We start from the raw sequence: 15,772 nt of genomic DNA, 5'->3' as shown, positions 1-15,772 counted from the left end.
AACTATGGCGCTACTGGCGGTGGCAGTGCCGGACCAGCGCCGGGCGACACAGTCATCGTGCCAGATATCGCGGTGGTGGTGGTTGCCGGGTTGAGATTGTCATCGTCGATGACGAGGGCGGCGGTGATGCCAGACGAGCCGTTTTGGTAAAGCTTGATGCTGGTGCCGAACTGCTGACTGAAGTTGACATCGCTGAAATTGGCGGGATCTCCGGCCGAGAAGTCGTTCTTCTTCGTCGCATCGGTGGCCGAACCGACGACGAGGTTGACGATGTTGTTGTCGCCGGCCAAGGCACCGACATCGACACTCAGTCCGGCGAACGAGAAGCTTCCGGGGGTGCCGACGGTGTTGCTGAAGATACTGGCGTTGAACACGCCCTGTCCGCCGTTGGACGCCACCTGGCTGTCGTTGGCCTGCAGGAAGATGCCGACCTCATTTGTGCCGTGGACGATATTGTTCGAAATCAGCGTCGTGTGCGAACCGGTGCCGTTGCTGGTGACCTTGATGCCGGACGCCTGCGTGGAACCGGAGTTGACCACGCCTGCGGTGCCGATCGTGTTGGCATTGATCGTGCCCGACCAGGTTCCATGGCCGTTGCCCTTGGCCACAAGCAGCGCGATGCCGATCGCATCCTTCAGCGTGTTGTGGGAAACGTCATAGGTCACCGTCGTGGCATTGCCAACGTCGTCGCCGACAATGGCGAGACTGCCTGCACCACTGGCCGCACTGGCATTATTGTTGCTGAAGGCGTTGTTGCGGATGACTGCGTCGACGGTAGAATTGTTGTTGGCGACGACACGGAGCAGTTCGCCGATCGCATTGGTGAAGAACGAGTTGGTCACCGTCAGATTTGCTACGGCACTGTTCGACGCCACGAAATTCAGAGCATCGTTGCCGGCGGCATTGATGTCGCCGAAATGGACATTGTCGACGGTCAGTCGGGTCAGCGTACCGCTGGTGTTGGTGACCCTGAGATCGTCGGAATAGCTGTAGTTGCCGCCGCCGACGCCGCCAAGCGTCGAGTTGGTGATCGACGCCGTGCCGAACAGCCCGTCGAAGGCCACCGCACCCTCGCGCGATCCGCCGGCGCTGCTGGTGCCGTTGGCTCCGTTGATGAGCGTGTGGTCCAGCGTGAAGCCGGTGACGTTGGTTCCGTATACGCCGTAGTTGTCGAAACCACTCATCTGCAGGCCGTTGAGCTGCACGTCCTTCGTGTTGTTGAGGTAGATGCCGCTGCCTTGCGTCGTCGAGAGGTCGGCACCGGTCTTGCTGGCGATAACGCCGCCGCCGGTGGCGCCGACATTCGCGCCGGTCCCGGTCACATGCAGGCCGCCATTGCCGGCGGCGGTGCCGGTATTGTTGAGGATGATGCCGTTGGCCGATCCGCCGCTCGACGAAATTCTCTGGAAGACGAGGTTGCCCGCGCCGATCGTCGTGTTGGCGACGTTGAGCGCCGTCGCGGTACCGGAACTGATGACACTGCCGGTGCCGGTGGCGCTGACCGTGCCGCCGCCCGTCGCGCTGAAGCCGGCAACGTTGGCACCCGTCAGCGTCAAGGAGTTGGTGAAATTGATCGTGGAGCCAGTGTTGGTGGCAAGAGCAATTCCGCCGCTCGAGGCAGTCGCCGAAATCGTTCCGTCGAAAGTCACCGTACCACCGGTGCGCCCGGAGATGCTGACCACGTTGCCGGCGCTGGTCTTGGCGATCGACCCGCCATAGGTGACGCCTGCCGTACCGCCCGAACCGAGGAAGGCCGCACCGCTCGCACCGCTCAGCGCGCCGGAGCCGAGGTTGACCGTGCCGGTGACATTGGTCAGGGCGACGTTGTTGACGCCGCCGGTCGACGTCGTCGAGGTGAAGTTGACGTTGGCGGCGATGCCGTTGAGGTTGATCGCCTGCGCCGTGGTGGAGCTGATCGTGCCGGTCGTCACAGTGACCGTGCCGCCATTGCCGGCGCTGAATCCTGTGGTGTTGCTGGTCACAATGTCGATGTTGGCGAAGCTGACGGTCGAGGAGAGGAAGCCGCCGTTATTGATCGACACAGCGGTGCCGGTCATCGTCGTCGTGGTGCCGAGATCGACAGTACCAGTGAAGCTCACATTGCTCGGCCCCGTCGGGGGGGCGATGACGATGCCGCTTGCCGTGCCATTCGCCACGACCGACCCGGCAAAGACGAAGCTTCCGCCGGTCCGGGTCGCGATCGTGACCGCCGTGCCGCTCGATGTGTCGGGGATGCCGACAAAGCTCGCCGCATCGAAGGTGATGGCAGCGTTGCCGCCGGTGACCTTGATCCCGCCGCCGGCGCCACCCGTGACATCGACATTGGTGCCGGTGATCGTGCCTTGCGGCCCGGATGCACCGCCGAAGACGATGCCGGTGCCGGTCGATGCCGTGGTAACGTTGAGGTTGCTGAGCGTCGTGGTGCCGGTCGCGTTGCGGATATCGAAGGCGATGCCGGTGGCGCCGGTGCTGCTGACGTTGGTGATGCTGGTGTCGAGCGCGTTGACGATGACGTCGGTGGCATTGCCGGCGAACGTCACATTGTCGATCCCCGTGCTGGTCGATGGCGTGATCTCGATGCCGGCTGTGGCGAAATTCCGGATCGTCATATGGCTGATGATGGTGCCGGACGCACCAAAGCTATTGTCCTTGATGCCGCGCGCGGCACCCGCCGGGCTGCCGTCGAGGATGAAGCCGTCGATGAAATTGCCGCTGGCGCCGAGCGTTATGGCGTTGCTGCCGGCATTCGTCGTCAGCGTCGCGGCGCCGTTGGGCGTCGCATCGACGATCGAGATGTTGTTGTTGGCAAGCTGGATGGTTGACGGCACCGACATCGCCAGATTGATGTTGCCATTGCCGAAGCCGCGCACCTGCTCGCCGGTGCTGAGCACCAGCGTGTTGTCCGCACCGCTGCCGGCCGCCGTGATGGTCCCGCCGTCGTTGACCAGCACCAGGACGTCGCTTGTTACCGACGCGGCTTCCGCCGTGGACAGCGTCGCCAGATTGCTTTGGTCGCGGCCGGTGCCGTCGCCGGTCGCGCTGGCGCCGACGAAATAGATCTTGCCGACGCCGAAGCCGAGGCCAGGGCTCGCGGCAAAGTTGACATCCTGGAAATTGTAGGTGCCCAGCGTCGGCGCGCTGGATGCGTCGATGCCGATAGCGGCGCCGATGGTCGAGTTCTTGTCCGTCGTCGATTCGCCATCGCCATAAGTGAAGGCGAGGTTGGTGGCGCTGTCGAGGAACACGCCGGTATTGACGCCGGAGATGCTCGAGCTGGCGCCGCCGGCCACGGCGTCGCCGAGGCGCACGATCTGGCCGCCGGTGGCGCCGCGCAGGTCGACGCCGATCGAGCTGCCGGCGCCTACTGAGTTGATGACGTCGAAATCGTTGGCTCTGACCGCCGCATTGATGGTGGCACCGTTGAGGTCGAAGGCCACGGCCGTGGTGCTGGTCAGGCCGATGCCCAGCGCGTTGAAGTTGAGCTCCGCGCCGAGTGTGCCGGTGACGTCCACACCGCGTGAGTTGATGCCTTGCAGGTCGACCGTGCCGAGATTGATGGCGCCGCCCAACGAAGCGACGTTGGTGAGCCCGATGCCGGTGGTCACGCCGCCGCTGGTCGAAACCGAGTTGAAGTTGATGCCGCTGCCAACGGTCACGGCGTCAAGGCTGAGCGCGTTCCCGGTCGATGTGATCGTGTTGGTGGCGCCGGCGACGCTGATCGTGCCGCCGCCCGTCGCGTGGAAGCCGGTGCCGCTGGTCGTGTTGATGGCCAGGCCGTCAGTGCTGAAATCGATGGTGCCATTGGGGTTGCCAACCAGGTTGACGCCGTCGGTCGCACCCGACTGGATCTGCTTGGTGGCACCGGAGAAGGTGACGGTGGCCGCGGTGCCGTTGTTGATGTTGGCCACGACGATCTGGCCGCCACCGGCAGCGTTGGTATCGGTCAGATTGCCGGAGAGCGTCACCGAGCCGCCGGTCAGTTCCAGGATCGAGACGGCGGCGCCGCTGCCGTTGCTGACAATGTTGCCGGCATAGGAGATCGTGGCGTTGCCGCCGCTGAGATCGGTACCCGAGCCGACATTGAAGGCCGCGCCTGCACCCAGGTTGTTGAGCGTGCCGACACCAAGGTTCAGCGTGCCGATCAGATTCTGCAGATTGACGCCGTGCCCGGCGCCGAAGGTAGCGCTGGTCGAGGTCAAGGTGCCATTGACGTTTGCCGAAGTGATGTCGACGGCCTCGCCGGCCAGTGCGGTGATGTTCTTTATGCCGGTACCCGTGAAGCTCACGCTTGTGTTGGCGGGTGTGGCGCCCCCGACGACACGCAAACCGGTGCCGGTGGCGGTGGTGATTGCCAGCGTGCCGTCGAAGATGGCTGACGTAACGCCGGCTGCATTCTCGAAGTTGGCGCCGCGTCCGAACGACGAGGAATTGTCGATCGTCGTGTTGCCGAACGTGTAGTTGCCGGTCGAATTGAGGATTTCGATGCCGGCGCCGTTGGAAGTTGTCACGGTGACCGCGTCGAGATCGACCCCGCCGCCGCTCGCGCCGCTGATCAGCACACCCTGTGTGCCCGCGTTGGTCGAAGTGACGCTGTCGAAGTGGACGCCGCCGGCGTTGACCGTGCCTTGCAGTGACAATGCCGTCTGGCCGGTCGCGGCGATCGTCGTCGAGCCGGCATTGGCGACGGCAAGGCTGTTCAGCCCGGCAAGGCTGAAGCCCGTGGCGGTCGATGTGGTGATGGCCAGGCCGCCGTTGAAATTGACCGCCGCCGCCCCGCTGCCGCCCGAAATCGCCACACCGCCATTGATGGTGACCTGGTCGGTGAAAGTGACCGAGCCGCCGGTGCGGTTGGCGATATTGATGCCGCCGCCAGTCAGCGTTCCTGCTGGCCCGGCATTGGGCAGGAAGCCACGCGACACCGAGATGGTGCCGGTGCCACCATTGACGTCGAGCAAGGTGCCGGCGACGTTGATGTTGTTGTTGATGACCGACAGGTTCGAGTTCAGCCCGGCAACCTTGATGGCTGTCTGACCCACCGCGACGTTGCCGATCGTCACGCCTTCGATGGTGCTGCCGCCTGCATTGCTGAAGCCGACCGCGCTCTGGTCGATGAGGAAGGCCGCACCGGTGGCGCCGCTGAAGTCGAAGGCGGTGTTGCGCACGGCGTTGTCGCCGAGCAGCTGCATCAAATTGGCCGTGCCGCTGACCACGGCCTCGTCGCCGGTGATGTTGCCACCGGTGGCGCCGAGATTGCCATGAACATTGGCGGGCTGGATCGTGCCGGTCGAAACGGCGCTGTTGTTGCCGAAGCCGGCAATGGTCTGTCCCGAATCGAGCGTGAAGGTGGTGGCGCCAAGATTGATCGTGCCGACAAAGGCGAAGTTCTGCGCGCCGGTCAGCGCATCGGCAGCGGCGAGCGACATGGTGCTGACGCCCGTGCTGAGATTGCCGATCGTGCCCGCGGCAATGAAGCCACCTGACTGTGAGACGAAGGTCACCGCGCCGACAGCCGAGGCCAGATTGGCGCTGCCGGTGAAGAACACGTCATCGAAATCGTAACTGCCCTTCGTCGGATCGAGCCCGACTGTGTTGACGGTGTAGCCGCCGGACGCCGCGATGATGAAGGATTCCAGCCCGTCGATCGAATCGCCGTCGCCGAAGGTGAAATTGGCGTTGGCCGAGGTCGCCGTCGTGCCATCCGACGCCAGTTCGACGCCGACGCCGAGATTGTCGATCTTGGAACCCTGCTGGAAGGTGATGACCTTGTTGCCCGTGGTCGACGACAGGTCGATGCCGCGCGAGGTCAGGTCGCCGGTGCCGGTGATCGTGGTCACCCCGAAGCCGGCCGTCGTCGATGAGCCGCTGAAATCGATGCCGGTCTGGCTGGCGCCGACATTATTGATCGTCGTGGTGCCGAAGCTCACATTGGCATTGGTGCCGCTGAACTTGATGCCGGCCGTGGCGGCCGGACCCATCGTTACGGTGGTGAGGCCCGAGAACGTGACTGGGCCTGCATTGTTGTTGATGTAGATGCCGTTGCCGCCATTGGCGGTGAGATCGACCGCGCCGTTGAAGCTGATCGTGCCCGTGTTGTTGGCCAGCGCAATCGCAGCCGCGCCCGTGCTGGCGGTGATCTTGCCGCCGAACGTGGCGCTGCCGCCGGTCAGGAAGGAGATGTTCACCGCGCTGGCCGGGCCGGCCTGGTCGATGGTGCCGTTGTAGGTGACGTGGGGCGAACTGTTGACGACATCGAACGCCGCGTTGCCGGTGTTGGTAATGGAGCTGCCGGTGCCGAAGGTCAGCGTTCCAGTCGAACCAGCCCGGATGGAAACCCCGTAGCCGCCGCCGGTGATGTCGAGATCGTCGAAGCTGGCGATGCCGTCGAAATTGTTGGCGAACAGCCCGACACTGGCGGCGCCGGTGATCGTCGTGTTGCCGGTGAAATTGACGGTCGCGCTTGAAGCGACAAGCGCGATGCCGGTCTGACTTGCGCTCTGGATGGTCAGATTGTTGGCCGTGACCGTACCGGTCGTGCCGTCAAGCCAAAGGCCTATCGTGGCGGCGCTGATCGTCACCCCGTTGATCGTTGCCCCAGCGCTGCCCAATCCGTCGACGGCAAAGCCGGAACTGCTGACGGTAAGGTTTTCAATGAAATTGCCATTGGCCAGGTCGATGGTGCTGCCGGCCGCATTGTTGAGCGTTGCTCCGCCAAAGCCGAACGGGTCGGCCTGCGTCGCGCCGGCAACGACATGGGTGCCGGTGACATTGGCGGGCGGACCGCCCAGCGTGACGGTGCCGCCATTGGCGAACGAGACGATCGATTGGCTGTCGGCCAGCGTGAAGCCGTTGGCATCGGTGTCGGTTGTCTGGATGCTGGCCGTCTTGACCAGCACGAAGATCGTGCTGGCATCCGTGGTCAGATCGTCGGCGGCGGCGGCATTGATCAGGTCGTTGACGCTGGAGCCATCGCCGAGACCCGTGTTGGCGGAACCGACATAGATAACGTTGGCGATGTCGAACAGCTGCGGGCCATTGAGCACCGTCGAGTTGAAGGCGTAGGTGCCGCTGCCCGGCGACAGGCCGCGCATGTCGAGCGAGGCGGTGACGCCTGATATCGACGCGCCGCCGGCCGCGCCGAACGAGAAAATCGTGTTGGCGGTGGTTCCGGCGGCGCCGTTCGTCCCCATCTGGACGCCGGTATCGACATCGGTGATGACGCCGCTGCCGATGGTCACCGAGCCGCCATTGGTGCCGGACAGGTCGATGCCGATCGAGGAGCCGCCGGAACTGCCGCTGACGTCGAGCGTGGCGGCGGTGAAGGTCGAGCTGCTGCCCGACAGGTCGAGCGCGGTGGAGCAGTTGCACAGGTCGGTGATATCGATGTCGCTGAAGCTGATGACGCCGTTGGCGCCGATAACGTTGATGCCGTTGAAGAAGGGCTGATCGATGGTGACGGCGCCGCCGAACGAAACGGCGCCACTGTTGGCGACCAGAGTAATGCCGTCACCCGGATCGGTCATGCTGACCGGCCCGCTGAAGGTCAGTGCGCCGGCATTGCTGACGGCGAGGATGCCCTCGCTGTCGATATGAGTCAGCGTGACCGGCCCGCCGAAAGTGACCGCGCCGCCGGAATTCTGGACGTAGATGCCGATGCCGCCCGGGGCGGTGATGTCCGAGATGTCGACGGCTCCGAACGTGAAATCGGCGGTGCTGTCGGAGATCCCGATGCCGCCGAGGATGGTGTTGCTGACCGTCGTGGCGCCGGAAACGGCGAAATTTCCCGACACGCCTGCAAACATTGCGCCGATCCCGCCGCCGTCCTGCGTCAAGCTGGTCAGCGTCACGTCGAGATTGCCGCCGAGCAAGACGGCGCCGGCCGCGCCATTGCCGGAGATCGTGCCGTCGGTGGTGCTGAATGTGCCGGTGGTGGAGAGGACGTTGACGCCGAAGCCGGAATTGCCGGACGCGTTCAGCGTCTGGAATGCGTATGTCCCGTCGCCGACGATGAACAGACCGTTGTCGCCGTTGTCCGACAGCATCGTCGTGCCGTTGAATGCATATGTGCCGTCGCCCTGGATCGACAGGCCCGCATCGGTATTGCCGCTTGAGCTCAAATTGTTGGCGGTGACGCTGTTGACGCCATCGAACAACAAACCATTGAGACCGGCGCCCGAAACGGTCACGCCGGAGAGCGTGACATTGCTGACGCCGCTGCCATGGATGCCGTTGGCGCTGCCGCCGGAGATGTTGAAATCAAGCAGCGAGCCGTTGTTGGCGAGCGTGACGACATCGCCGGCGCCGCTGTTGGTCAGCGTCGCCGCGCCGCCGGCGTCCGAGACGGCGCCGGTGTGGGTGACATTGTCACCGGTCACATTGACCGGGATGCCGCCGAGCGAGAAGGTCCGCCCATTGCCGAACGAGGCCAGCGTCTGCCCGGCGGTCAGCGAGAATCCGTCCGTGTCGTCGATGTCCGTGCCGCGATTGACCAGCACGAAGATCGCGTCCGCGTCGGTGTTGGCATCGGCGGTCGCGATCGAGGCGAGGTCCAGCAGCGACGAGCCGCTGCCCGTGCCGGTCGCCGAGGCGCCGACGAAGATCACGTTCTGCGTGTCGAAAAGCTGCGGACCCGTGAACGTGGTCGAGCCGAACGCATAGTGGCCGAGCGTCTGATTCAAGCCGCGCGCGTCGAGCGACGCGGTGATGCCGGCGATGGAACCGCCACCGAAGCTGAACTCCGCATTGGCCGAATTGGCCAGCGAGCCCGCTATGCCGAAGCGCACGCCGGTATCGACGCCGGCGATCGCACCGCCATTGGTGATGATGATCGTCGCCCCGCCCGCACTCGGCGACGCCAGGTCGATGCCGATCGAACCGGCAGCACCGGTGCCGATGATGTTGAGCGACTGCGCGGTGAAATTGGTCTTGGCTCCGGAGAAGTCGAGGCCGGTGCCGACACCCAGGCCGGAAATGACGATATTGCCGGCGACCACCGCCGCGTTGACGCCGGCAAACGACATGCCGTCGCCGCCGGGGCTGGTGATGTTGATGTCGCCGAAGCGGATCGCCGCCGGCGAATCCGAAATGGCGATCGCCGGTCCGGTCGTGTTCGAGATCGTCGTCGCACCGTTGACGGTGAAGCTGCCCGAAACATTCTCGAGCACGACGCCCGACGTGCCGCCGCTCTGGCTGATCGAATCGAGCACGACATGCGCGGTGATCGGGTCGATGAAGACGCTGACGCCGTCATCGCCCAGGGCTTTGTTGCCCGACACCTGGCCGCCGGTGATTGTGATGCTACCGCCGGTGCCCTTTACGGTTATACCGGCATCGTTGTTGTCGAGAGCATTGACGGTGGCGAATGTGTAGGTGCCCTTGCCCGTGACATCGAGGCCATCGTCGGCATTGTGCTGCAGCAGCGTCGTGCCGGTGAAATTATAGGTGCCGTCACCTTCGATGTGCAGCCCATCGAGACCGTTGTTCTTCGCGGTGAAATCGGATGCCGTGACGTTGGTCGAATTGCCGGTGAACTCGGCACCATTGCCGCCCGCACCGTCGACGGTCACTTTGGTCAGTTTCGTGCCGGTAACATTGTTGCCCAAAATGCCGTCGCCGCCGCCGGTGATGGTGATGCCGTTGAGCGTGTTGCCGTTGCCGAGCGTAATGACGGGGTTGGCGACGTTGGTGCCCTGGATCGTGCCGTCGCTGCCGCCCAGGTTGAAGGTGCCGGTGCCGCCGCCGAACAGCTTGGCGGTGACGCTTTCGCCGCCACCAATGACGGTCTGGCCATCGGCAAGCGTCGTGCCGGCCGTCGTGATATTGCCGGCGCCGCCAAGCGCCACGACGAAGCCGCTGCCGGCCTTGGCGACGGCGTCGTCCAGCGTCGTCGGATCGGCCAATGTGCCGGCACCGGCCAGGCCGCCGTCGGCGTAGTAGAATTTGCCGAAGGCGGCATTGGTGGCGGCGTTGATCGCAACGCGCGTCGTCGTGCCGCCGCTCAGCGTCTGCGACTGGATCCGGACGCCGATATCGCCGCGCACGCGTTCGTTGACGCGCTTGCGCAGGCCTTCGCTGACCGGATAGACCGGCTCCGGCCCACTGTCGGCCCCATTGGCGGCATTGTCCGAACCATGGCCGGGATTGAACGGGATGTTCAGCCGCACGCTGCCGGCGAACTGGGTGTCGTCGCGATTGTCGTTGCGGACTTCGCCGGCGAAGACCAGTTCAGTGCTGCTGCCGAAGACATCGCCAATCGTGTATTCGAAGCCGGCCTTGGCGCCGGTGACGCTGCCATCGTCGCCGTGTGGGTCCTCGAAGTGATAGCCGCCGATATCCAGCCGCAGCGAATGCTTGTCGGGCAGGTTGACCGGCACCTGTGCGCCGATCTCGCCTTCGATGCCCCATGCCGCGTAGTCGCGGTGATCGAGGACCGAAATCTGCTCCATCAGCTGATTGCTGACCATCGACAGGGTCGAACTGGTCGAGTGATCGGTGTGGTCGCCCTTGATCGGCAGATAGACGTTCACATGCGCGTCGAAATGCGAGGTGATCGCCTCGGCGCCCAGCGTGGCCGATGTGAACTGGTTGCTGTTGTAATTTTCGACGTTCAGATAGGCGTAGCCGCCGACCATCAGGTCCGGGTTGACGATGCGGCGAATGCCGAGGCCGACGTCCTGGCCGAAACTGTCCTTGAAATCGTGCTTGGCCCGGACATCCAGGAACAGCACTGATTCGGCCGTCTGCTTGAGCGGGATGAAGCCTTCGAGCGCGGCGTTGCCGCCATTGTTGTCGGCGCCGACGATGGCGCGGATCTGCGGCTGCCACAGGCCGTTCGGATCGGCATGGGCCGTCAAACCGGAAAGGCCGAGCGCCAGCGTCGTCAGCGCGGTCGTCTTCCACAGATGCCTGGCAATTAGCGAACGGCGATAGCCGGCGCGCACGTGGAAATGCTCCCCACGCTCCGCTACCCCACCAACCTGCCGAGAAGTCTCGGTAGTTCCCATCCCCGGCGAGTCCTTCTGGGACTACACGTCCCCCGTGTAGATTCTTACTCGAATTCTATTGCATAGCGAGTCCTGGGCTCACCGATTTCTAGACGTTTCCTGCAAAATTGCTCCCTGTGTCCGAAAGGCCACAGTAGTTTTGCCGGCTTGCTTGGCGCCTGCCCGGCTTTCGGAACAGTTCCGACTGTTGTATCAAGCCCCACCTGGGAAAATACCTGGCGGGGCGAGGAAACATGCAAGGCATCCGACCAAACAACATGGCATCTATTTTAGCGATAACTAAATTACTTGGCGTGGTCGCGGGATTCGCTGCCTTGTGGCTGACCTTGGCCGCCGGGCCTGCGCTCGCCGAAGACGCCAAGCCGGCACAGCCGAAGCCGGCCGATGCCGCTGCAAAACCGGCCGATGCCAATCCGTGGGCGGTGAACTGTTCCAGCGGCTCGGCGACCGCCGAGCTTCAGTGCCAGGTGTCGCAGAACCTGACCGAGTCCAAGACCGGGCAGCGCGTGCTGACCGTGACCGTGCGCCGCGACAGCGGCAATGGCGGCCTGGCCATGCTGCTTGCTCTGCCGCACGGCCTGTTCCTGCCGTCCGGTGCCTCCTTCCAGATCGACCAAGGCCAGAAGACGACCCTCGCCATCCAGACCAGCGACCAGAACGGCGCCTATGCCGCCGCCCCGCTGTCGGCGGACCTCATCAAGGCGATGAAGTCCGGGACCAATCTGAACATCGGCATGGAATCAGTCACCCGCAAGCCAGTCACCATCCCGGTGTCGCTGGCCGGCTTCACCGCCGCCGTCGCCAAGCTGGAATCGATCAAGTAGGAATTTCGCCACTCGTTTGGCTGCTGCCTGCAGACCGCACAACTTGGCGATTGGCAGAAACGTCCGTAACTTCGTCATCCACGGGCGGAGCAAGGAGCGCAGCGACGCGGCGCAGACCCGAGGATCCATGCCGCGACCTCTGAGCGCCGCGACGGACAAAAATTCTGCTCCGCCGCACTCTACGGCTGAGGTCGCGGCATGGATCCCAGGGTCTCCGCGACGGAGCTTCGCTCCTGCTTCGCCCTGGGATGACGAAGTTATGGGCGTCTCCCCAGTCTTCAAGGCATGCGGTGCATCAAACACGGCGAGGAACCAGCTTGATTGTCTCCGCCCGCAATGCTCCGTTGCCCCTCCACACCTCGGAGACACCCATGACAGGCTTTGTCGACCGCGAGCGCGCGGCGCAACTGATGGAACGCGCCGGCATCGAGGCGCTGGTGCTGTGCGCGCCTGAGGCATTCCACTATGCGACCGGCGCCTCGCTCGGTCCGGCGGGGCTGTTCCGGCGCGCCGGCGCCGGCTTCGTCGTCATCCCCGCCGGCCAGGACCGGCCGATCGGCGTCGTGGTGGCGGACTTCAATGCGGCGCAGCTGCGGCGTGTCATGCCGGACGCCGTCATCCGCAGCCACCCGATCTGGATCGAAACCGCAACGCTCGACGCTTCGACATCCGGACACGGGGTGGCGCAACGCATCGAGGCCGGGCTGGCTTCGCCCGGCCGGGCACCCGGTTTTTCGCGGCCGGCGACGTTCGAACTCGCCAACTCCGTCCGTGCGCTGAAGGAGATCCTGAACGGCTTCGGACTCGACCGCGCAAAGATCGGCGTCGACCTCGATTTTATTCCCGCCGCCGATTTCTCGGTCATGCAGGCGCTGCTGCCGGGCTGCACGATGGTCGATGGCTCGGCCGTGCTCGACAGGCTGCGGGCCATCAAGTCGCCGCGCGAGATCGACCTGCTCCAGCAAGGCATCATCCTGTCGGAGGCCGGGCTGGACCGGCTGCAGGTGGATGCGATGGCCGGCATGCGCCAGGCCGATCTCGTCGCGCTCTACCGGGAAGGCGTCGCCACCGCCGCTGCAGGGCTGGCCCATCCGGTCGCCACAGTCGAATATGTGACGCTCGGCGCCCGCGCCAAAGGCGCCGATGCGAAGGCCATGCCCGGCGATCCGCTCAAGTGCGACATGGTCTGCACGGTCGGCGGCTACGCCTCCGACATGTCGCGCAACTACATTTTCGGACCGCCATCCGCCGAGCAGGCCGAACTGCACGCCATCGCCGAGCGGGCCTTCGAGGACGGGCTGGCCTCACTCGTCCCCGGAAACTCGCTCGGCCACGTCCATCGCATCGCCACCGACAGCCTGGCGCGGCAAGGGCTGCGCTCCTACAGCCGCGGTCATTTCGGCCATGGCGTTGGCCAGTCGGTATTCTCAGAACAATGGCCGTTCATCGCGGCCGACAGCGATGTCGTCATCGAAGCCGGCATGGTGCTGGCCTTCGAGATCCCGCTCTACATCGACGGCCTCGCCAGCTTCAATCTCGAGGACCAGTTCCTGATCACGCCGGATGGACCTGTCGCCATGAACCGGCTGCCGAGGCGGTTGGAGAGGATCGGGTAGCCGGCGGGGGTAGCGCTCTACGGCGCCCCCCTCTGTCCTGCCGGGCATCTGCCCCACGAGGGAGGAGATCGGTTGTCATGGCCCGCTTTCGCCAATTTTTTGCGTTGCAAGAAGAGGAGCCGGCGCCGAAACTGCCAATCTCCCCACCCGTGGGGGAGATGTCCGGCAGGACAGAGGGGGGCGCCACGGAACTCGGCGGTGGGTGCCAGCCGCCAAGCACCACCCACCGGCGGACCCTCCCCTTCCAGGCCATCTCCTGCTCAAGCAGGCGGATGAGGGGCGGCGCCTCGTTCGACAATTGATCGCCCAATCCGGATTGGGCGCATTGCAGCAAGAGGAAAGAAATGCTCGACAAGGCACCATCGAAACAGGCAGCCGCATGGCTCGGCTCCTTTGCCAGGGCGCTCGAAGCGGGCGATGGGGCGGCGGCGAGCAATTTGTTCGTCGACGACTGCTACTGGCGCGATCTGCTGACCTTCACCTGGAACGTCACCACCATGGAAGGCCGCGAGGCGATCGCCGACATGCTGGCGGCGACGTTGGCGACGACCAAGCCCAAGGCATGGCAGCTGACCGGCGAAGCGACCTCGGACGACGGCACCATCGAAGCCTGGTTCAGTTTTCAAACCGCGGTGGCCAGGGGAGAGGGCATCATGCGGCTGCGCGACGGCCGCTGCCACACACTGTTCACGGCGATGACCGACCTGAACGGGTTCGAGGAGCGCAAGGGAGCGGCGCGACCGCTCGGCGTGCGCCACAAGGCCGACCCCGAGCGCGAGACCTGGTCGGAGGCGCGGGCGCGTGAGACGCGCGAGCTTGGCGCCGAGGAACAGCCTTATTGCCTGGTCATCGGCGGCGGCCAGGGCGGCATCATGCTGGGCGCGCGGCTGCGCCAGCTCGGCGTGCCGACCATCGTCATCGAGAAGAACGCCCGCCCCGGCGATTCCTGGCGCAACCGCTACCGCACCCTCGTGCTGCACGACCCGGTCTGGTACGACCATCTGCCCTACATTCCCTTCCCGGAAAACTGGCCGGTGTTCACGCCCAAGGACAAGATGGGCGACTGGCTGGAAATGTACACGCGCGTCATGGAGCTCAACTACTGGGTCGCCACCAAATGCATCAGCGCCTCCTATGACGAGGCGGAGAAAGTCTGGACCGTGGTGGTCGACCGAGTCGGCCGGCAGATCACGCTCAAGCCGAAGCACATCGTCTTCGCCACCGGCGCCTATGGTCCACCGAGGCGGATAGACTTGGCCGGCGCCGACCGGTTCAAGGGCGAATTGCTGCATTCCAGCCAGTATGCCAGCGGCGACAGATTCCGCGGCAGACGTGTCGCCGTCATCGGCGCGGCAAGCTCCGGCCACGATGTCTGCGTCGATCTCTGGGAAAGCGGCGCTGAGGTCACCATGATCCAGCGTTCGCCGACCACCGTGGTCAAGTCGGACACGCTGATGGAAGTCGGCTTCGAGATCTTCTCGGAAGACGCACTGGCGCGCGGCATCACCACCGAGAAGGCCGACATGATCGTCGCCTCGACGCCGTTCGCGCTGGTGCCCAAGGGCCAGCGGGCGCTCTACGAGGTGATCAAGGCGCGCGACGCGGCCTTCTATATCAGCCTGCGCGCCTCAGGCTTCGCCATCGATTTCGGCGACGACGAGACCGGCCTGTTGATGAAGGCCTACCGCACCGGCTCTGGCTACTACATCGATGTCGGCGCCTCGGACCTGATCATCGACGGCAAGATCGGCGTCCGCGGCGGCGTCGCCATCAAGTCGCTGACGCCGGGCGGCATCCTGTTCGAGGACGGCACCGAACTCGAGGCCGACGCCATCATCGCCTGCACCGGCTATCAGTCGATGAACGAGAATGTCGCCGCGATCGTCTCACGCGAGGTCGCCGACAAGGTCGGCCCGTGCTGGGGCCTCGGCTCCGGCGTCAAGGGCGACCCCGGCCCCTGGCAAGGCGAGCTGCGCAATATGTGGAAGCCGACCGCCCAGGAAGCGCTGTGGTTCCACGGCGGCAACCTGGCGCTGTCGCGCTTCTATTCGAAATATGTGGCGCTGCAGATCAAGGCGCGGATGGAGGGGATTGAGACGCCGGTGTATGGGGCAGTTAGCAACGCCGGGTAAGATCGACCCCCACTCCGTCGAGCTTCGCTCGCCACCTCTCCCCCGATCGACGGGGGAGAGGAAAGGCGCGAGCTTAAGCAAGGTTGGCTCCCTTCCTCTCCCTCCGGAGGGGGGAGAGGTGGCGCTGCGAAGCAGCGACGGAGTGGGGGAAGCCGCTCATGAAACGCGCAGCCGCCGCAAGACAGGCACAGCCCTGCAGA

General features: G+C 64.7%; 4 protein-coding genes. 3 read left to right on the top strand and 1 reads right to left on the bottom strand.

The annotated features are described in order from the left end of the window. Window positions 1-2: 2 nt before the first annotated feature. Entirely contained in the window at window positions 3-10,937 is a 10,935-nt protein-coding gene (locus ACSQ3L_RS04590; RefSeq protein ID WP_436158864.1) for an inverse autotransporter beta domain-containing protein, read from the bottom strand. A 377-nt stretch (window positions 10,938-11,314) separates the two neighbouring features. On the opposite strand from ACSQ3L_RS04590, the gene ACSQ3L_RS04585 reads away from it, so the two are divergent. The 3 genes from ACSQ3L_RS04585 (at window position 11,315) to ACSQ3L_RS04575 (ending at window position 15,572) form a co-directional block, all read left to right on the top strand. After that, on the top strand, window positions 11,315-11,824 hold the full coding sequence (locus ACSQ3L_RS04585; protein ID WP_436158863.1) for an invasion associated locus B family protein: 510 nt from the start codon (window positions 11,315-11,317) through the stop codon (window positions 11,822-11,824). Window positions 11,825-12,195: 371 nt separating this feature from the next. Next, window positions 12,196-13,440, top strand: coding sequence for a M24 family metallopeptidase (locus ACSQ3L_RS04580; RefSeq protein ID WP_436158862.1), 1,245 nt, complete (start codon window positions 12,196-12,198; stop codon window positions 13,438-13,440). Between the two features lie 344 nt (window positions 13,441-13,784). After that, complete coding sequence (locus tag ACSQ3L_RS04575) at window positions 13,785-15,572, top strand: NAD(P)-binding domain-containing protein (RefSeq protein WP_436158861.1); 1,788 nt, start codon at window positions 13,785-13,787, stop codon at window positions 15,570-15,572. The last annotated feature ends 200 nt before the right edge of the window (window positions 15,573-15,772 follow it).

The sequence above is a fragment of the Mesorhizobium sp. LjRoot246 genome, from assembly GCF_964254115.1.
GTDB lineage: Bacteria > Pseudomonadota > Alphaproteobacteria > Rhizobiales > Rhizobiaceae > Mesorhizobium.
Note: the sequence above shows the minus strand (reverse complement) of the source record. Positions and strands in the feature narration are given on the sequence as shown.

Excerpts from the sequence above, each read along its gene's own strand:
- ACSQ3L_RS04575 (WP_436158861.1), top strand. The coding sequence starts at position 13,785 with ATGCTCGACAAGGCACCATCGAAACAGGCAGCCGCATGGCTCGGCTCC.
- ACSQ3L_RS04580 (WP_436158862.1), top strand. The coding sequence starts at position 12,196 with ATGACAGGCTTTGTCGACCGCGAGCGCGCGGCGCAACTGATGGAACGC.